The sequence below is a fragment of the Jiella flava genome, from assembly GCF_017349315.1.
In the GTDB taxonomy this organism is placed as follows: Bacteria; Pseudomonadota; Alphaproteobacteria; order Rhizobiales; family Rhizobiaceae; genus Jiella; species Jiella flava.
This window is the reverse complement of sequence record NZ_JAFMPP010000009.1, coordinates 1-17,538: the sequence shown is the minus strand read 5'-3', so window position 1 is coordinate 17,538 and position 17,538 is coordinate 1. Positions and strand designations below refer to the sequence as shown.

General features: G+C 61.3%; 15 protein-coding genes. 5 read left to right on the top strand and 10 right to left on the bottom strand.

Features of this window, described 5'->3' with window-relative positions; genetic code table 11:
* Nucleotides 1–88: 88 nt before the first annotated feature.
* Both J1C48_RS11440 and typA read right to left on the bottom strand, forming a co-directional pair.
* Entirely contained in the window at nucleotides 89–571 is a 483-nt protein-coding gene (locus tag J1C48_RS11440; protein ID WP_207257988.1) for a MarR family winged helix-turn-helix transcriptional regulator, read from the bottom strand.
* A 581-nt stretch (nucleotides 572–1,152) separates the two neighbouring features.
* The gene (gene typA, locus J1C48_RS11435) at nucleotides 1,153–2,979 is read right to left on the bottom strand and encodes a translational GTPase TypA (protein ID WP_207257987.1); all 1,827 of its coding nucleotides are present in this window, start codon (nucleotides 2,977–2,979) and stop codon (nucleotides 1,153–1,155) included.
* 703 nt (nucleotides 2,980–3,682) lie between these two features.
* Between typA and J1C48_RS11430 the strand changes: the two genes are divergently transcribed.
* Nucleotides 3,683–5,257: an FAD-binding protein gene (locus tag J1C48_RS11430; RefSeq protein WP_207257986.1), complete on the top strand. Its 1,575-nt coding sequence runs from the start codon at nucleotides 3,683–3,685 to the stop codon at nucleotides 5,255–5,257.
* A 322-nt stretch (nucleotides 5,258–5,579) separates the two neighbouring features.
* Complete coding sequence (locus J1C48_RS11425; RefSeq protein WP_207257985.1) at nucleotides 5,580–6,491, top strand: alpha/beta fold hydrolase; 912 nt, start codon at nucleotides 5,580–5,582, stop codon at nucleotides 6,489–6,491.
* Nucleotides 6,492–7,045: 554 nt separating this feature from the next.
* Here the strand turns inward: J1C48_RS11425 and J1C48_RS11420 are convergent.
* From J1C48_RS11420 to J1C48_RS11390, 7 genes are read right to left on the bottom strand one after another with little or no spacing between them, the layout of a single operon-like run.
* Nucleotides 7,046–7,519: a DUF3830 family protein gene (locus J1C48_RS11420; protein ID WP_207257984.1), complete on the bottom strand. Its 474-nt coding sequence runs from the start codon at nucleotides 7,517–7,519 to the stop codon at nucleotides 7,046–7,048.
* Complete coding sequence (locus J1C48_RS11415) at nucleotides 7,516–7,818, bottom strand: DUF4286 family protein (RefSeq protein WP_207257983.1); 303 nt, start codon at nucleotides 7,816–7,818, stop codon at nucleotides 7,516–7,518. The genes J1C48_RS11420 and J1C48_RS11415 overlap by 4 nt, the downstream gene beginning before the upstream one ends.
* Before the next feature lie 23 nt (nucleotides 7,819–7,841).
* Nucleotides 7,842–8,108 carry a hypothetical protein gene (locus J1C48_RS11410; protein WP_207257982.1) on the bottom strand — a complete coding sequence of 89 codons (267 nt, stop codon included), beginning with the start codon at nucleotides 8,106–8,108 and terminating at the stop codon, nucleotides 7,842–7,844.
* A 55-nt stretch (nucleotides 8,109–8,163) separates the two neighbouring features.
* Nucleotides 8,164–8,841 carry a DUF4286 family protein gene (locus J1C48_RS11405; protein WP_207257981.1) on the bottom strand — a complete coding sequence of 226 codons (678 nt, stop codon included), beginning with the start codon at nucleotides 8,839–8,841 and terminating at the stop codon, nucleotides 8,164–8,166.
* Between the two features lie 10 nt (nucleotides 8,842–8,851).
* Complete coding sequence (locus J1C48_RS11400) at nucleotides 8,852–9,880, bottom strand: ABC transporter permease (RefSeq protein ID WP_207257980.1); 1,029 nt, start codon at nucleotides 9,878–9,880, stop codon at nucleotides 8,852–8,854.
* A gap of 2 nt (nucleotides 9,881–9,882) precedes the next feature.
* Nucleotides 9,883–11,427, bottom strand: a complete 1,545-nt coding sequence (locus J1C48_RS11395; RefSeq protein ID WP_207257979.1) for a sugar ABC transporter ATP-binding protein — start codon at nucleotides 11,425–11,427, stop codon at nucleotides 9,883–9,885.
* A complete protein-coding gene (locus J1C48_RS11390) occupies nucleotides 11,427–12,617 on the bottom strand; it encodes a sugar ABC transporter substrate-binding protein (protein ID WP_207257978.1) in 1,191 nt (396 codons plus the stop codon). The genes J1C48_RS11395 and J1C48_RS11390 overlap by 1 nt, the downstream gene beginning before the upstream one ends.
* Before the next feature lie 370 nt (nucleotides 12,618–12,987).
* On the opposite strand from J1C48_RS11390, the gene J1C48_RS19165 reads away from it, so the two are divergent.
* From J1C48_RS19165 to J1C48_RS11375, 3 genes are all read left to right on the top strand, one after another.
* The gene (locus tag J1C48_RS19165; protein WP_343217696.1) at nucleotides 12,988–13,752 is read left to right on the top strand and encodes an IclR family transcriptional regulator; all 765 of its coding nucleotides are present in this window, start codon (nucleotides 12,988–12,990) and stop codon (nucleotides 13,750–13,752) included.
* 46 nt (nucleotides 13,753–13,798) lie between these two features.
* Nucleotides 13,799–15,169 (top strand): amidase family protein, encoded by a 1,371-nt coding sequence (locus J1C48_RS11380; RefSeq protein WP_207257977.1) that lies wholly within the window; start codon nucleotides 13,799–13,801, stop codon nucleotides 15,167–15,169.
* A gap of 332 nt (nucleotides 15,170–15,501) precedes the next feature.
* Nucleotides 15,502–16,779, top strand: coding sequence for a tyrosine-type recombinase/integrase (locus J1C48_RS11375; protein ID WP_207257976.1), 1,278 nt, complete (start codon nucleotides 15,502–15,504; stop codon nucleotides 16,777–16,779).
* Between the two features lie 114 nt (nucleotides 16,780–16,893).
* Here J1C48_RS11375 and J1C48_RS11370 read toward each other — a convergent pair.
* Nucleotides 16,894–17,538, bottom strand: a 645-nt coding sequence (locus tag J1C48_RS11370; protein WP_207257975.1) for an IS3 family transposase, incomplete at its 5' end; no start/stop codon positions are given.

Below are 17,538 nucleotides of genomic sequence, written 5' to 3'. Positions count from 1 at the left end.
ACTCTTTGAGTCTCCACATCGTGCTTTTCGAAAATCGATTCCGGTTTTCGGGCCGATGCTGGAACGCCCGATCTCAAGGCAGAGGCGGTCAGCTCTCCGCTGTTTCGCTCACCGCGGTCCGCTTGGCTAGCGCCATCAACTCGTCGCGCAACCGATCCAATTCGTCGACATCAAGCCCGGTGCGGCACACCACCGCCTTTTGAGCTTCGGCAGCGGACCGTTCGAGGGCGATGCCGCGCTCGGTCAAGTCGATATGGACGACACGCCGGTCGGTGCGGTCGCGTTCGCGCTCGATCAGGCTGGCCTGTTCCAGACGATCGAGCAGCGGGCTGATGGCATTTGCCGTGAGCTGCAGCCGATCGGAAATGTCCCGCGAGGTCGAGCGGCCATCCTGCCATAACACCAGCATGACAAGATATTGCGGATAGGTGAGATCCAGGTCCTGCAGCAGCGGCCGATAGGCTCGAGTCACCGCATTGGTTGCCGCATAGAGGGCAAAACAAAGCTGGTCATCAAGCCGAAGCTTATCCGGCGAGGTCATACGATTGTTCCAATCGTCCTGGCGGCGCATATTACTTCCTGTACGAACAGATCACATGCGATAAAACTTGTCGATTGCCAATCGATCGAACGCGTCGCTTCACCGCAGTCAATAAACGGGCACGATCTCTTTGAGGAAAAGGCAATCTCCCGAGGCGCTTGACACGCCATGCGCGATGAAACGATCCGGCGCTAGAGCGCCCTTTGAATCAACGCATCGTGCTTTCCGAAAATCGATTCCGATTTTCAGGCCGATGCTGTAGACAATATAGCGGCGAATTTAAACCATATCGCTTCTCTAGCGTGTAAAATTTGCAGACGGAAAAAATTCGCACCACGACGTGAGGATGAATAGCAACACATGTCACGCAGCGATCCGGGAGATCCGTCGCAGCCCGATGCGTCGACGCAATCAGAGTGCGCGCCCTTTGCGCGCCCTATCGGACCCACGGTGCGTCGATTCAAAGGGTGAGAGCGCCCTTTGGGCGCCCTGTCGGACCCACGGTGCGTTAAGCCCCTGTCGGCTTGCGGCGAGCCGTCCGCCAAAACGGCGAAAAGCCGGGGAACGAAGCTGCACCCCGGCCTTTCGACGATGGCGGCGACAAGTGCCGATCAGGCGGCCTTGCGGCTCTTTTCGAAACGCTTGCGCTCATGCGGGTCGAGATAGAGCTTGCGCAGCCGGATCGTCTTCGGCGTCACCTCGACCAGCTCGTCGTCCTGGATCCAGGAGAGCGCCCGGTCGAGCGTCATCTTCACCGGCGGCGTCAGCTTCACCGCTTCGTCCTTGCCGGAGGCGCGCATGTTGGTCAGCTTCTTGCCCTTGAGAACGTTCACCTCGAGGTCGTTGTCGCGAGTGTGGATGCCGATGATCATGCCCTCATAGACCTTCACGCCGGCGTCGATGATCATCGGGCCGCGGTCTTCAAGGTTGAACATCGCATAGGCGACCGACTCGCCCGCTTCGTTGGCGATCAGGACGCCGTTGTTGCGGCCGGCAAGCTCGCCCTTATAGGGCTGGTAGGAATGGAACAGGCGGTTCATGATCGCCGTGCCGCGGGTGTCGGTCAAAAGCTCCGACTGATAACCGATGAGGCCACGGGTCGGCGCATGGAAGACCAGCCGCTGACGATCGCCGCCCGACGGCCGCAGCTCGATCATCTCGGCCTTACGCTCGCTCATCTTCTGCACGACGATGCCCGAATGCTCTTCGTCGACGTCGATCACGACCTCTTCGATCGGCTCCAGCATCTCGCCGTTCTCGCCTTCTTTCATCACCACGCGCGGACGCGAGATGCCGAGTTCGAAGCCCTCGCGGCGCATGGTCTCGATGAGGACGGCAAGCTGCAACTCGCCGCGGCCGGAGACGTAGAACGAGTCCTTGTCGGCCGCCTCTTCGATCTTCAGCGCGACGTTGCCCTCGGCCTCCTTGAGCAGGCGGTCGCGGATGACGCGGCTCGTCACCTTGTCCCCCTCGGTCCCAGCCAGAGGCGAATCGTTGACGATGAAGGACATCGTCACAGTCGGCGGATCGATCGGCTGGGCTTCCAGCGGCTCGGTGACCTGCGGGTCGCAGAAGGTGTCGGCGACGGTGCCCTTGGACAGGCCCGCGATGGCGACGATGTCACCAGCCTCGGCGCCGTCGAGCGGCACGCGCTCGAGACCGCGAAAAGCGAGAATCTTGGAGATCCGGCCGCTTTCCAGGAGCTTGCCGTCACGCGACAGCACCTTGACCGCCTGGTTCGGCTTAATCGACCCGGACTGGATGCGGCCGGTGATCAGACGGCCGAGGAACGGGTTCGCCTCGATGATCGTGCCGATCATCTTGAACGGCTCGTCCTTGCCTGCGGTATCGGGCGCCGGCACGTGGTCGAGGATCAGGTCGAACAGTGGAGTCAGGCCCTGGTCCTGCGGGCCGGTCGGCTCGCTCGCCATCCAGCCGCCGCGGCCCGAGCCGTAAAGCACAGGGAAGTCGAGCTGCTCGTCGGTGGCGTCGAGCGCCACGAACAGATCGAAGATCTCGTCCAGCACTTCCTGATGCCGCTCGTCGGAACGATCGATCTTGTTGATCGCGACGATCGGCTTCAGACCGACCTTCAGCGCCTTGCCGAGCACGAACTTGGTCTGCGGCATCGGCCCTTCGGCGGCATCCACCAGAATTACCGCACCGTCGACCATATTGAGGATACGCTCCACCTCACCGCCGAAATCGGCATGGCCAGGCGTGTCAACGATGTTGATGCGCGTGTCCTTCCACTCGACCGACGTCGCCTTGGCCAGAATGGTGATGCCGCGCTCTTTTTCGAGGTCGTTGGAATCCATCGCCCGCTCTTCCGTGCGCTGGTTGTCGCGGAAGGTGCCGGACTGGGCGAGGAGCTTGTCGACGAGCGTGGTTTTGCCATGGTCGACATGCGCGATGATCGCGATGTTGCGAAGCTTCATAGGGATATCCGGTTCGGTCGCACAGAAAACCCCTCCGAAGGAAGGGGGTGCAAAAGGGGCGACGATTGTGGCTCGGGCGAGCACATACACGATTTTTCGCAGCCGCGAAAGCGCCCCCGCGATGCGCAAGCGTTACGGCTCCCATGCCGCGGCAGGAAAATTGACCCGAAGCGAGAGTGATGTTCGCGCGATTTTATCGCTGTGCCGGGCTTGATGACAGTCTGCGCCAAAACATCCAAACCTGTGACTTGGCCAAGACCGGCGCGGAAACCCAGCCCTCGATCGCCATGCCGCCTCCCTCCTGCGCCGGGCGGAATCCAGATCATCGACGGGTTCGACCTCCACGTGTCATCGAAACCCACATGGGAGTTGAATGGCGGTCCTCGATCTATCGAGGCGATCAGAAAATGTCTGAGGCTTGAACGGCTGCCGGATCTGCAGCCGAAGATTTGTGACACCTCGAAACACCCAAATCAACGATCGAAAGGAAAGACAGCGATTGCCATAAGATAAAATTCAAATATCTAATTTTATTATGTTATTTTTGATTATCAAAATTATTCCCTGGCCGCCGCGCAGTCATTTCAGAACAATACAGCCAGAATCATATCAACCCTCGATCCCTGCCCTCCAGACTGAGCGTCGCTGACCGTCCGAACGTTGCGGCCGGCGGCTCGTTTCAATCACGACAGGATGGACAGCCATGACCGATCAATCCTTGCCCGCCGCGTCCCGGCCGGTCTGGACCAACTGGACCCGCAACATCACCCATCAGCCGCCGGCCGACGGCTCTGACTATTACTTTGCGCCCAAGAGCCTGGACGAGCTGAAGGCAGTGCTACAGAAGGCGGTGACGGACGGCGCGGTGCTCAGAGTGTCCGGCCAGCGCCATTCCCAACCGCCGCTGGTGATCGGGGCGTCCGAAACGCCGAAAACCTATCTGGTGGACCTATCCTGCTATGCCGATCTCGGGCCAAGCGGCGACCAGGCGATGGTGGTCGATGCCGCCGCCCGTACCATTACCGTCAACACCGGCGTGCGCGAGGACCAGGTCGACGCCATGCTGGCGGCGAACAACCTGATGATGCGGACCGTGACGGCGGGCGGCTTCTTCAGCGTGGGCGGCATGACCGCCGTCGACGTTAACGGGGCAACCACTGCCGCGCCGATCTTCGCCGGCACGGTCTCGGCCTTCACCATTCTTCGCGCCGACGGCAGTGTCGTCAGCATCAACGAGACGACACCGTCCGAAAACGGCTGGGCGCCGATCGAATTCGCCCGGGTCAATCTCGGCGGCCTCGGTATCGTCACGTCCGTCACGATCGATGTCGTCGAACGGCCCTACGCCACCAGCCTTGCGGGCGGCAGCGACAGCTTTTCGGCCGCCAGCAAAGCCGAATTCGTCAGCCAGTTCGAGGATCTTCTCACCCGACACGATCGGGTCGAGACCTTTTACAATCCCTACGCCGTCCCCCCGGCCAGCCAGAATTTCTTCGCCGCCTGGTGGGATGTGGTCGCCGACCCGGCCGAAAAGATCCCCAACCAGCCGCCCACAACGCAAACCGCCTGCACGCTGGCGGCCGACGGCGAATACGGCTCCCCGCTCTATCCACCGCCGGCCGTGACCACGGCAATCATGGGCCAGAGGATCAAGGCGGTGGGCACGACGACCACACTTGCCGGCATGGCGGTGGCGTCCGCTCTGGTGACGGCCGCCGACCAGACCCATTCCGATCTGTGGCTGACGATTGCCGCACGGGCCCTCTTCATGTCCTATTTCATCGAACTGCCAGCGATCGACGCCGACGGCCTCGGCAAGGTATGGGACGGCCTGCAGGCGGTCGGCGCGCGCGTTGGGCAAGACAGCCCGTTCTACACCGCCGCGCCGATGGAATTTCGCTTCGTCACGGGAAGCGGGGCAGCGATGGCCGGCACCTATACCACCCAGCCCGGCACCGTCTTCGTCAATCTCGACCTGATCGCCTTTGCCGAACCGACGCCGAGCGCGCAATATCCCGCCGCCCTGCTGCAATTCTTTGCCGACGTCGAACGCGACTGGGTGGCGTTAGGCGGCCTGCCGCACAACGGCAAAATGTACGGCTTTTATGATCCTCAAGGCCCCGCAGGCAATTTCGGCGCGGCCTTCAATCCCAACTTTCTCGCCGCCCTGCGCCAACGCCGCGGCGCCCCCCTCACCGCTTTCCGCGACTACCGCAACTCCCAAGACCCGAACGGCGTCTTCTACAACACGTTTCTGCGGGCCCTCCTGGAGGAGTAAGGAACGCGCCGAGACGATCGCGGTCGCGAAAATCCGCGATCTTGAGATCGAATGCGGCGCTGCTGTGAGCCGCCGCCGCTTCCGCCATGGAATCGGCGGCGTTCAGCTTGCGCAAATTTCGACCGAAATGGCGGCGCCACCTCACACCGGTTTGGTCGGACACGGCAACCGTTCCAAATGATGATGACGTCATGACCAAATATCGCGTGCGCATCGGGGTCGCGCAGCTCAGATTTTTACCTGTGATCGGCTCTTTTCAAGGCCGGCTGCTGCGGCGCACACAGCGTTCGTCCATGCGATCCGAGGTCAATCGAGGTATAGGATGTTCAAAATCAATCTTCTTGCCGGAGCCATCGCTGTTTTTATGGCGGTCGCATCCATGTGTACGGCAAAGGCCGAGATCGTCGACGGCTATGCCAAGATTTCGGACGATCTGACGATCCATTACCAGTCCACCGGCTCCGGTCCCGTCGCGGTCATCTTCGTTCCCGGCTGGACGATGACGACCAAGGTCTTCGAGCATCAGATGACGCATCTCGAAGATTCGAAAGCGGTGAGAGCGGTCACCTACGACCCGAGAGCGCAAGGGCTGAGCAGCCTGACGATCGAGGGGCATTACTACGCGCAGCATGCCCGCGACCTCAATGCGCTCATGGCCAAACTCAAGATCAACAAGGCAGTTCTCGTCGGATGGTCAGCCGGTGGCGGCGACGTTCTGGAATATCTCCGCCTGTTCGGCTCCTCGAAGGTTGCCGGCCTCATACTTCTGGACACGAGCCCGAAGTCACGGACGACGGATTACACGAAGGATTGGGCTTGGTTCGGGACAAAGGACGAGGGGGACCAAGACGGGTTCTTGAAGACCTTTTCCTACGACGTCATGATCGATCGACAGAAGCTCGATCGTGAATTCGCTGAGTGGATGCTGGACGATCCCAGCCCAGCCAACATTCGCTTCGTCGAAGACATGAGTAATCACACGCCGAATTCGATCGCCGCTTTGCTGAACACAAGCTACTGGTTTCTCGACGACGCCAAGACGGTGAAGGCATTGGATGGGAATATCCCGCTCCTTTACTTCACCCGCCAAGAGTGGAACAAACTGGCGACGCAATGGGCGAAGAAAAACACGCCGCATGCAGAAGTGATCTCGTTCGGCAAGCACCTGAGCTTCTGGGAGCATCCGGAGAAATTCAACGCGGCGCTCGACGATTTCCTTCGGAAGGTCAAGTGACATTCGGACCTAATCGCGGGCGAAGGCACTGACAAACACGCCGGGAGCTGCCCTTAAAGGTCTTTACGAAGGCCTCCGAAGTCCCGCTCGATTCCGGGCTGCGGACGGGCCTACAGCATGATGGGATCCGAAACGTTGCATGACGTTTCGGATGCCATCAGGACACCTCTGAAAACCCTGCTTGTTCTCATTCTGGCGATGTTAACCCGTTGAGATCACTGAGGGCGAAATTGCGGATCTTCAGGTTTTTGGAGGTGTCCATCATGCTGCAAAACAATGACCGGGAGCACAATGGCGATTCCAGTTCATCGCATTCCGCTGTAGAGCATGGCGTCAGATTGAGAGGCGCAAATTCAGGGGAAGGCAACGTCCCGCGCCGCCTTAACGATATCGGCACTGCCATCATCGCCGAGGAAGCCGACTAGGACCGGCGCCGGACAAAAGCTGGTCGAGCCGGGCGTCTGGAATGCGGGGGTCATGGCGGCGGGCGGGCCATGGGTGATCGCCTTCAGCCCATTTCTGCCCGGCCCGCGCAGGAAATTTTGAACCCTGTCTTACAGGGCCGAGATCTTGATCTCACCGACACCTTCGAAGCGCCGCCGCCGGCCGAATTCGGCGAAAGCATCGACGAAGGCCGTCTCGATCGAACCGTAGACGACAAGCGTGTTCGGACCAGACGGCAAACGACACTCGGCCGTGCCGTAGGTGAACGCCAGCTCACCGAATTTCGGATCCCAGGTCAGGTCGCCCGGTCGCACCAGACGGACCTCGTTTTCGAGGTCACGCGACGGGAGATCATAGTCCCGGGTGCTCATCAGCATGTCTCCACTCCAGGCCACATGGACCACCGGGACGATGAGCGGCAAGGCCGCAAGAATAGCCGCCGAGGTGTTCGGAACGCCAGCGTCGTAGATAAGAGCCGTGGCTTCGCCGCCATTCCATTCGAGCTTGAGTTTCTTCGTGCCGCGACGAAAACTCGTCCATCGCTGTTCCCAATACCAGGAGTCCGGCTTGTCGCTGTCGGTCACTCGGCTGTCCTCCTGACAAGACGCTCATAGAGATTGACCTGCGGGCGCACATGCGAGGCAAATTCGCGCCAGCCCCGTCGGCTCAGGAATTCGTCGCTCTTCAGAGCTTCCGGCCCCGAAACCTCGTAGACGGTCAGATAACGCGGTGTCTCGCCATCCGACACCTTGTAGCGCGAGCCACTTTTGAAGCCCGGGCAGGCGACGATTTCGGGCAAGTGCTCATTGTCGTACCAGTCGTTCCAGGCCCGTTCCACATCTTTGTCGACGGAAACGTCCACGACCAGAAGCCATTCAGTCATTTTCTATCTCTTCACTGGGTTGTTCAAAGATCCGCCGGCCCGTCAAAGCCCTTGATCGGAATCTCGCGATAGACGTTGCGGGTGAAGCGGACATGGGCTTCCATTTCGCCAAACCGCCCGACCGCCTTGTAGGCAGCGCTGTCGAAGACGCTCACGTCATCGACCTCATAGAGCGCCATGAATCGCATCTCGCCCTCGATGGACTCGAAGCGTCGCGCAAGACGAACGCCCGGCACGCTCAAGAGCTTGGCGATGTGATCCTCGTACCAGGCATGATAATCACCAAGCATGCGATCGTCCGTCGGTTCGGAACGAACGACCAAGAAACATTTCTGCGACATGACACTACCTCCCCGCGGGCAACCGATGGTCGGCGATGCGTTCGTAGGCAACGGCCTGAGGCCGCGCCGTCGCCTGCGCCGCAAGTGCATCCAGGAGGTCTGCCGCCGGCCCGGTCCGAAGCGCGATCTCGCGCGCGGAACGACTGCCTGCGCATTCGACGATCAGAAGCGCGTTCGGGGTCGTGCCGAGCCAGGCCATCGCAGGATCGCTTGCCGCCTGCAGCAGTCTCACGCCAAGCACGTCCAGCTCGGTCGAGACGAAGGCGTTGAGAGCGGCGCCGATCGCCGCGAGCGCCGCCGGGCCGTCTCGGCAATCCATCCTGACCGTCACGATGGCGGGAGCACTGCGCAGCAATGGCAGGCTCAGATCGTTCGGCGCCTGATAAAGATTGGTGCGGCAATGCGACATGTGCGGAACGAGGTCTTTTTCCCACCGCGACCATTCCGACAAGGTCAAGGGTTGACGCAGCGACGGATCGTCTCCGAGCAGCGACGGCAGATAGCTCTCGTCGCGGATCTCATAGAGCGCGAGGTAACGCGGCCCTGGCGTCAGCGAGGCATAACGCCGTCCGCTCTCGTAGCCCGGAAGGGAAACAAGCCGGGGCACATGCGCATAGTACCACTCATTGAGAATGTCTTCTTTGGCAGGATCGATATCGACTTGGACGTCAAGAAGCAGCATGGCGAAGACCTCACTTCATGATCGAGAACTTGGACCGGTCGAGACTGAACGACACCGCCACGATGACGACGACGCCCTGAATGACGGATTGCACGTAGGGCCCGACGCCGCAGAGGTTGAGGCCGTTTGCCAGGACGCCGATGACCAGCACGCCGAGCAGCGTTCGACCGATCCCGCCATGGCCGCCATTCAAGGGAATGCCGCCCATCACGACGGCCGCGATCGCGCTCAGCATGTAGCCGTCCGCACCGTTCGGCGATCCCGATTGCAGCCAGCTGGCGAGAAGCCCGCCGCCCAGCGCCGACAAGCAGCCGCAGAGCATGAAGGCGTAGAATTTGTAGCGCTGGACCGGCAGGCCCGAGACCGCCGCGACACGCTCGCCGCCGCCGATGGCGTAGATATACCGACCGACGCGGGTCAGCGAGGCCAGCAGCACGCAGATGACAAACGCTGCGGCCGCCCAAAGCACCAGCGCCGGGATGTTGTAAAGAAACCGGAAACTGGCGAGCTCGATAAAGCGATCGTCGTTGATTCCGACCGGCACACCGTCCGTCACAATCAGCGAAAGGCCGGACAGGACACTCATCGTGCCCAAGGTGGCAAGGAAGGAGGGAATGCGCACAACCGTCAGCAAGAGCCCATTGACGATGCCGACGCCGGCGCCGACCAGGACCGCGAGGCAGAGGGCCCAAGGGCCGAGGGACGGCACCGCGGTTGCGGTCAGAACGCCGGCAAGACTCGCCGTGGCGCCGACCGAAAGATCGATGCTGCCCATCAGGATGACCAGCGCACTGCCGAGCGCGATCAACAGCAGGATGGACGATTGGCTGGCGATATTGACCGCATTGCCGAAGGACAGAAATCGCGGCGCGGCAATGGCAAAGATGATGATGATGCCGAGCAGCGAGAAATAGGGAAAAAGGGTCTGCCACCCGGTCCTGGCGCGTCTATTCAGGCCGCTTGTCCACCGCGAAAGGGACGACAAGGCGGTCATGTCTGCCGGAGCGGCATCGCTGCGCTGCCGTTTCACGTCGCTCATGGTCACACCATGTTTCCTACAATTTGATGTTCCAGGTCCTCACTCCGACGATTGGCCGGCGCGCATAAAATTTCGGCGCTCAGCTTACCGGCGCGCATTACCAAGACGCGATCGCACATGCCGATCAGCTCCTCCAATTCGTCGCTCGCCAACAGCACGCCGGCATTGTCCGCAGCGGCTCGTCGGATGGCGAAGTAGATTTCGCCGCGCGCTCCGACGTCGACACCGCGGGTGGGATTGTCGAGGATCCAAAGGCGCGGCTTGTTCACCAGCCAGCGGCCGAGCGCGACCTTTTGCTGATTGCCGCCCGACAGCGACGACAGCGGCGCGCCGATCGATCGGGCCTTGACCCGGAAATGATCGACGATGCTCAGAGCGGCGCGCTCCTCGCCCTTGAAATCGATGAAGAAGCGATCGTGAAGCATTTGCAGGCCGACGGTTTCGCGGATCGACGCCGATTCGATGATACCCGAGGCGAGCCGTTCCTTCGGCAAAAACGCCATTCCGAGCGCAACGCGGGAATGGACCGGACGATGCGCGACATCCACGTCGCGGAAAATCACCGTCCCGGCATCGACCGGTCGCAGCCCGTGCAGGGCTTCACAGAGTTCCGATTTTCCCGACGTCGCAAGACCGGCGAGACCGACGATCTCGCCCGACCGGACCTGCAAATCGATATCCTGGAAGCCCTCGCCCGACAGGCCGCTCGCGCTGATGACCGGAAGCGGACCCACCGTGGCCCGAAGACTGCCATGATAATAGTCGTCGGCGCGCTCGCGGCCGACCATCAACTTGTGAAGCTCGTCCTCGCCGACGCCGACAGCGTCGCATTCCCCCACCAGCTTTCCGTCCCGAAGCACCACCAGGCGGTCAACGAGCGCCAGGTTTTCCTCGAGCCGGTGACTGACGAAGATGACACCCGCCCCCGAATCCCGGACCGAGCGAAGCATTTGCATGAGCCGCTCGACACCCTCGTAACTCAATGCCGTGGTCGGCTCGTCGAGCAACAGGATATTACAAGTCGCACCGAGAATCCGGGGTAGTTCGACCGCTCGGACGATCTCGAGCATCTGCCGCTCGTCGAACGGCAGGTTGGCGACATATTCATAGGGATCGCATTCGAACCCGTGCCGCTGGCACGCCTGGCGACACTCCTCCGGCAAGGACTTCAGCCGCAAAAGGCCATATTTGAAGTTGATCTCCGGGGCGAGCAGGAAGAAATTCTCGTAGACGCGGAGATTGGGGATCAGCGCGAGTTCCTGAAAGACAACGCCGATGCCAAGCCGCACGCCCCCCGTCAGCCCGGTTCCCGAAAGCGGCTTGCCCTGGAGCACGACCGAACCGGTGTCGGGGCGTTCCACCCCCCCCAACAGCCTGAGCAAAGTCGACTTCCCCGAGCCGTTCTCGCCGATAAGACCGACGATCTCACCGGCGAAAAGGGACAAGGTGACGTCGGCAAGAGCGTTGGTCGCGCCATAGCGTTTCGAAACGCCCCCAGCTTGAACAAGGGGCGTTCCAGGCTGCGCGATTGCCGGAGCCGCCGGCATCAGATCGGCGTCCGCCCGATATGCGACTTGTACTCACTGAGTAGCTTTTCGAACTCGCCGGCGTCGACGGCCGCCTTCACATCGGCCGGCAGCCAGTCCGCCGGTTCCGGCTTGCCGAGATTGTGGGCCTTCCAGAAATCGACCGGATTGATCGGATACCAACGTCCCTGGCTCTCCCAGTTGTCGGGATTGAGCGTGCGCGACATCTTCTTCCAGTCGTAGGGCGAAGGCTTGGACTTGGCGAGCGACAGATATTTGTCGACATTCGACTGATCGACGATATCGGACTCGAGCCAGAACATCCGTTCCAAAACGCTCGGCTTCCAGCCGTTCATCAGGTCGAACAGCCTGACGGTCCGCCAGCCGCCGATCAGGAACGGGTTGAGGAAGACGGTCGTCGTGATCTTGCCGTCCTTGACCGCCTGAAGGCCCTCGATCTGGCCATTGATGCTAGCGATCTTGATGTTCGTGCGCCCGGCCTGCTGCATCGCGGTGTAAGCGCCGAGCGACTGGGTGTCGGCATAGGACAGCAGCGCGTCGATCTGCGGAAACTGGACCAGCCAGTCCGACATCAGCTTCTGCGCCGGCTCGCGGGAATATTTGCCGGGCGCCTTGGCCAGCACCTTGATGCCGGGAAATTCATCGAGGGCCTGTTTGAAGCCGATCTCGCCGCCCTCATTGTGCTGTCCGCCCGGGAAGGCGCTCATCACAACGACATTACCCTTGCCGCCCATCGATTCAAACAGCCGCTTGGCGCTCGCATAGGCGCTGGGCGCGATCCGGTCGTTCACATAAAACCCATAGGCCGGCCCGTAGGTCGACGGATAAGTCCAGGGTGGAATGTCGTATTCGAAAGCGAGATGGCCGGAGTCCCCGACAAACCGGACCATCTGTGTGAGGCCCTGCCCGAGCGGTGCGTAGACCGCAAACATCTGGATGCCACGCGTGACGCCATCCTGCACCTGCGAAAGCTGCGAGGCCGGATTGTTGCCGAAGGTCATGTTCTCGGTCGTGAGCCCCAAGGCCGCAGCGGCCTCCGCCGCGCCGGCGACCTCGTCGATGAACCATTCGTCGGCCAGACTGTCGAACAGGTTGGCGACGGTCTTGGTGCTGTCGGCATAACTCGGCCGGACGAAGTCCAAGGCCTGCAGCGACGGCACGCCCACCGCGCCAATGACGCCCAGCTTCATGGCTGATGTCAGCAATGAGCGCCGATTCACGTCGAAAACTTGAATTCCACCATGCTTCGTCTCAGCCATTTCATGCTCCTCTCTTGTTTCACCATCGGAAAGCGCAGTGCCCCGGACGGAGTTGACGTCTTTGCGATCTCCTGATATTCCATTTTTCGGAATATAATTCTGTTTATTGGAATGAGTTTAACTGGGACATTTGGTTTGTCAACGGCATAGGCAAGCGTACGAGACAGACCGGCTCCGCCCGGCCGAGAGCTTGGTCAGCCCCTTGTTTAGGCAGGCGCCCGCGGCCGCCTCAAACGGGCCAAGCCCTGCGGGAACAGAACGCCGGGAAATGCTCAGGGCTTAACAGACGGGGAAGATCGCGGTGAAACAGTTACCGATTGAACGATACTTCAACATGCTGGAGATGATCGCCAGCATTGAGACGGCGCGGCTCTCCGACTTGGCCGCGGCCTGCGGCTTGCCGCAGTCTTCGACACATCGGGTGGTCAACACCCTGGTCGGGGCCGGCCTCGTCATCGCCCCGGGCAAGGGCAATCGCTTTTACGCCTTGGGGCCGCGGCTGTTGCGGCTCGTCCACGCCGGCAGCGACGAAGCCTGGATCAAGATCATCGTCCAACGGAAGCTCAACGAGCTTGCAGAACATCTCGGCGAGACTTGCTACATGACGAAGCTCATCGGCGACGAAGTCATATCCGTCGCCTGGGCGACGCCCGCGAACGGCCTGAAGGCGTATGTCTTTCCCGGCCTCAGCCAACCGCTCCATGCCTCGGCGTCCGCGAAAACGATCCTCGCCTTCCAGTCGCCGGACCTGGTCCGGAAGCTGCTCGTCGAACCGTTGCCGAAACTGTCGCCCAACACCAAGACCGACCTCGACGCGGTGATCGCCGAACTGGCCGAGGTTCACGATCGTGGGTACGGGACATGCATCAACGAGAACGAAGCCGGTATTGCCGCGGTGGCGTGCCCGATCTTCCTTGCCGGCGATGAGGTGATCTACGCCATCGGCACCATGGCGGTGATGGAGCATCTCGCCGAATCTCGAATCGACGACTGTGCTCTGGAATTGCGAAAAGTCGCCGCAGATCTCAGCCGGACGATCATGACCTCTTCGAACCCCATCGTCTGACGCGGTCGAGAGCTCCGATCACCTTCGCTCGCGAAAGAAAGTCTCCATGATACCAATCGAAAAGCTGTCGGCTGCGGCGATGGGGCGGCATTTTTCGTCCGGCACTCTGGATCCGGTCGAAGTCACGGAATTCTTCCTCACCCGCATCGCTGAAGACAGCAATCCGATCTTCATCACTCTCACCGCAGAGCGGGCCCGCATGGAGGCCGCCGCCAGTCGCAAGCGCTATCGCGAGGGATGCGCCCTCGGTCCGATCGACGGCGTGCCGGTGGCGTGGAAAGACATCGTCGATTTTGCCGGGATAACGACCACCGCCGGTTCCTCGATCTTGGCGCAACGCGGTCCCTGCCGAAACGATGCTCCGATCGTCGCGAATTTGGCCGCAGCCGGAGCGGTTGCGATCGGCAAGACCAACCTGTCCGAATTCGCCTTCACCGGCCTCGGGCTGAATCCGCATTTCGGCAGCCCCTACAACCCGCACGACAGGACGTCGCGGCGCATCGTCGGCGGATCATCGTCCGGCTCTGCTGCCGCCGTGGCCGCCGGACTGGCGCCTTGCGCCATCGGCAGCGACACGGGCGGCTCGATCCGGGGTCCGTCGGCGTTCTGCGGGATCGTCGGTTACAAGTCGAGCGAGGGCCGCATCGACAAGCGCGGCGTCTTTCCTCTGTCGCGAACTCTCGACACGATCGGACCAATGGCGCGCACCGTGGAGGATTGCGTCCTTCTGGACGCGGCACTGAGGGGACAGATCACAGCCGAGGCGAGACGGCGGCCTTTGGGAGAACTTGTCCTCGTCGTTCCCGGACGCAACGGGATCGACGACGCCGATCCGATCGTCGCGGTGAACATGGCGGCTGCCCTTCACCGTCTCGAAGCCGCCGGCGGGCGCATCGTTCACCGCGAACTCACACTGCTCAAAGAGATGCGAGACGTGACGTCCGGACTGGGAGCGTTGATCACGATCGAGGCCTATGCCGAACACGCTGGTCTTTTCGAGTCCGAGCGATCGAAGGAGATGGACCCGAACGTCGTTTCCCGCGCGATGCTCGGGCGAGACGTGCGCAGCCGCGAATTGATCTTGCTGCAGCGCGAGCGCGCGCGGCTGAGCGCAGAGCTGAACAATGAACTCGACGGCGCGCTGTTGATGGTTCCGGGCACGCCGATGACGGCGCCGAGAATGGAGCCCATCGAGGACGACGACGAGATCTTTCGCACGGCAAACCTTCGCGCGATCTACTTCTCCGTGATCGGGAACTTCTTCGCGATGTGCGGCCTCAGCCTGCCGACCGGCACCGACGCCGCCGGACTGCCGACGGGGATCCAACTTCTGGCGCCCGGCGGCCACGACGACCGGCTCCTGTCTTTCGGTCTGGAGGTGGAGCGGGCCATTCGATCCCACGATGAGCCAGTTTAGCGGACAAACCGCGCCAAGCTTGAAGACAAGGCGGTTCAAGCTGATTCCTGCGTCTTCGATCCGCAAGTTCCGGCCGATCCTCCGCCCCTGTTTCATCGGTGGAAAAATGGCGCACCCGACAGGATTCGAACCTGTGACCTCTGCCTTCGGAGCAATTTAACCTGCGCTTCGACGCTTTTCGATGGGTTTCGCTCCGATGCGCTATGCTACTGTAATCACTAAACAAATTGAAATTCCAGCTCGTCTGGCGTACTCTCGGACACGCTCCGACTTGCGTCCGGCTGCTTACGTGGTGCTTACGCGAGAATGGGAGTTTGGACGGGAGAATTCCCATGGCTAAGCTTACAAAGCGCCTCGTTGACGCTGCCGAGTCCCGCGAGAAAGACTACGTCATCTGGGATGACGAGCTACCAGGTTTCGGGCTGCGCGTCTTCGCTTCTGGCAAGCGCAGCTATGTCCTTCAATACCGGGCATTGGGTCGCTCGCGCCGCTACACCATCGGCTTGCATGGTGTCTGGACCGCCGAGAGCGCGCGACAGGAGGCGAAGGTTCAGTTGGGCCGTGTTGCCCAGGGCGACAACCCTGCCGAGGAACGCCAGCTCGATCACAAGGCGATCACAGTCAAGGAGCTCTGCACGCTTTATGTCAACGACCTGAACGCAGGCCTCATCCTTGGGAAAGGCGGCCGGCCCAAGAAGCCGACAACCGTCGTCACGGATACCGGACGCATCGAGCGGCACATCATCCCGCTCCTAGGTACGCGCCGCGTGAAGGACCTGACCAAGGCCGACATCAACAAGGTCCTGAAGGACATCATGGCCGGTAAGACGCGAGTGTCGGTCAAGACAAAGAAGCTGCGCGGCAAGGCCATCGTCCGTGGCGGCGCCGGAACGGCGACGCGCACGGTCGGGCTCCTTGGCGGCATTCTCACCTACGCAGTCGAGGCTGGCATCATAGCGATCAATCCTGCCCATGGCCTGCGGAAGCCGAAGGATAACGTCCGCACCCGCCGCCTCACCGAAGCGGAGTACCGGACGTTGGGTGAGATGCTTCGCACAGCCGAGAAAGCGGAGAAGTACGCGACGACGGTGGAGATCATTCGCCAAATCGCACTGACCGGCTGCCGCCGCAGCGAGATGATCGGCTTGATGTGGACCGAAGCGGATACCGATGGAAGCTGCCTACGGCTGATCGACAGTAAGGAGGGGACGTCGGTCCGTCCTGTCGGTCTGCCCGTTGTCGAGTTCCTCGAGGCACGTCGGCAGACGGCCTCCGGCTCATATGTCTTCCCCGGCTACGGCGACGACAATGCGTTCGGCAGTTTCCCGAACCATTGGGAGCAGATCTTCAAGGGCTCGCCGCTCTCGGATGTCACGCCCCACGTCCTGCGACATAGCTTTGCGAGCGTCGGCAACGATCTCGGCTTCACCGAAGTGACGATCGCCGCCCTGGTCGGCCATGCCAAAGGCTCCGTCACCAGCAAATACATCCACACGCTCGACACGGCCCTCATCATGGCCGCTGACACGATCTCGGGCTATATCCAGGGATTGCTGGATGGCATTGAGTTCAAACAGACGGCCTATGCACTGGACCGAGATTCACTGTGATTTTTCATGGAATAGGGCCCCTGTTTGAGGGGTAATTTTCGTCCAAACGGGACCCCTTAACGTGGGGTCATCAAGATGCCTCCGTGAGCTGCTGCCGGTTTTTCGGACACGCAGTTAAGCTAACATAGCTTTCTCCTCGAACTCGACGGGGCTCATATAGCCCAATGTCGAGTGCCGTCGCTGGGGATTGTAGAAGCGCTCGATGTAATCGAACACGTCGGCCCTGGCGTCATCCCTCGTCCTATAGACCTTGCGGGCTGTCCGCTCGGTTTTCAGCGACGAGAAGAAGCTCTCCATCGCAGCATTGTCCCAGACGTTGCCCGACCGGCTCATCGAGCAGGTGATGCCGTGATCGGCCATCAGGCGCTGGAACTGTTCGCTCGTATATTGGCTGCCCTGATCGCTGTGGTGCAGCAAGCTATCCGGCTTGTCGCGGCGCCAGATCGCCATGATGAGAGCGTCGGTGACGAGTTGCGCCGTCATCTCGGCCTTCATCGCCCAGCCGACGACACGCCTGGAGAACAGGTCGACGACGGCGGCAACGTAGAGCCAACCTTCGTCGGTCCAGATGTAAGTGAAGTCGGCGATCCACTTCTGGTTCGGTGCCGATGCCTCGAAGGCGCGATCGAGGAGGTTGTCCGACACGGCGGCTCGCTCCCCGGCATCCTTCGGCAGACCACGACGCCGCGGCCGGGCACGCAGCCCATTCTGACGCATGAGCCTCTCAATACGATGCAGGCCGCAGGACAGCCCTTCGGC

What these genes read in the sequence shown, in the direction of transcription:
- J1C48_RS11430 (WP_207257986.1), top strand. Translation starts at nt 3,683, where the DNA reads ATGACCGATCAATCCTTGCCCGCCGCGTCCCGGCCGGTCTGGACCAAC.
- J1C48_RS11395 (WP_207257979.1), bottom strand. Translation starts at nt 11,427, where the DNA reads ATGCCGGCGGCTCCGGCAATCGCGCAGCCTGGAACGCCCCTTGTTCAA.
- J1C48_RS11415 (WP_207257983.1), bottom strand. Translation starts at nt 7,818, where the DNA reads ATGACTGAATGGCTTCTGGTCGTGGACGTTTCCGTCGACAAAGATGTG.
- typA (WP_207257987.1), bottom strand. Translation starts at nt 2,979, where the DNA reads ATGAAGCTTCGCAACATCGCGATCATCGCGCATGTCGACCATGGCAAA.
- J1C48_RS11405 (WP_207257981.1), bottom strand. Translation starts at nt 8,841, where the DNA reads ATGCTGCTTCTTGACGTCCAAGTCGATATCGATCCTGCCAAAGAAGAC.
- J1C48_RS11410 (WP_207257982.1), bottom strand. Translation starts at nt 8,108, where the DNA reads ATGCTTGGTGATTATCATGCCTGGTACGAGGATCACATCGCCAAGCTC.
- J1C48_RS11380 (WP_207257977.1), top strand. Translation starts at nt 13,799, where the DNA reads ATGATACCAATCGAAAAGCTGTCGGCTGCGGCGATGGGGCGGCATTTT.
- J1C48_RS11375 (WP_207257976.1), top strand. Translation starts at nt 15,502, where the DNA reads ATGGCTAAGCTTACAAAGCGCCTCGTTGACGCTGCCGAGTCCCGCGAG.
- J1C48_RS11440 (WP_207257988.1), bottom strand. Translation starts at nt 571, where the DNA reads ATGCGCCGCCAGGACGATTGGAACAATCGTATGACCTCGCCGGATAAG.
- J1C48_RS11400 (WP_207257980.1), bottom strand. Translation starts at nt 9,880, where the DNA reads ATGAGCGACGTGAAACGGCAGCGCAGCGATGCCGCTCCGGCAGACATG.
- J1C48_RS11425 (WP_207257985.1), top strand. Translation starts at nt 5,580, where the DNA reads ATGTTCAAAATCAATCTTCTTGCCGGAGCCATCGCTGTTTTTATGGCG.
- J1C48_RS11390 (WP_207257978.1), bottom strand. Translation starts at nt 12,617, where the DNA reads ATGAAGCTGGGCGTCATTGGCGCGGTGGGCGTGCCGTCGCTGCAGGCC.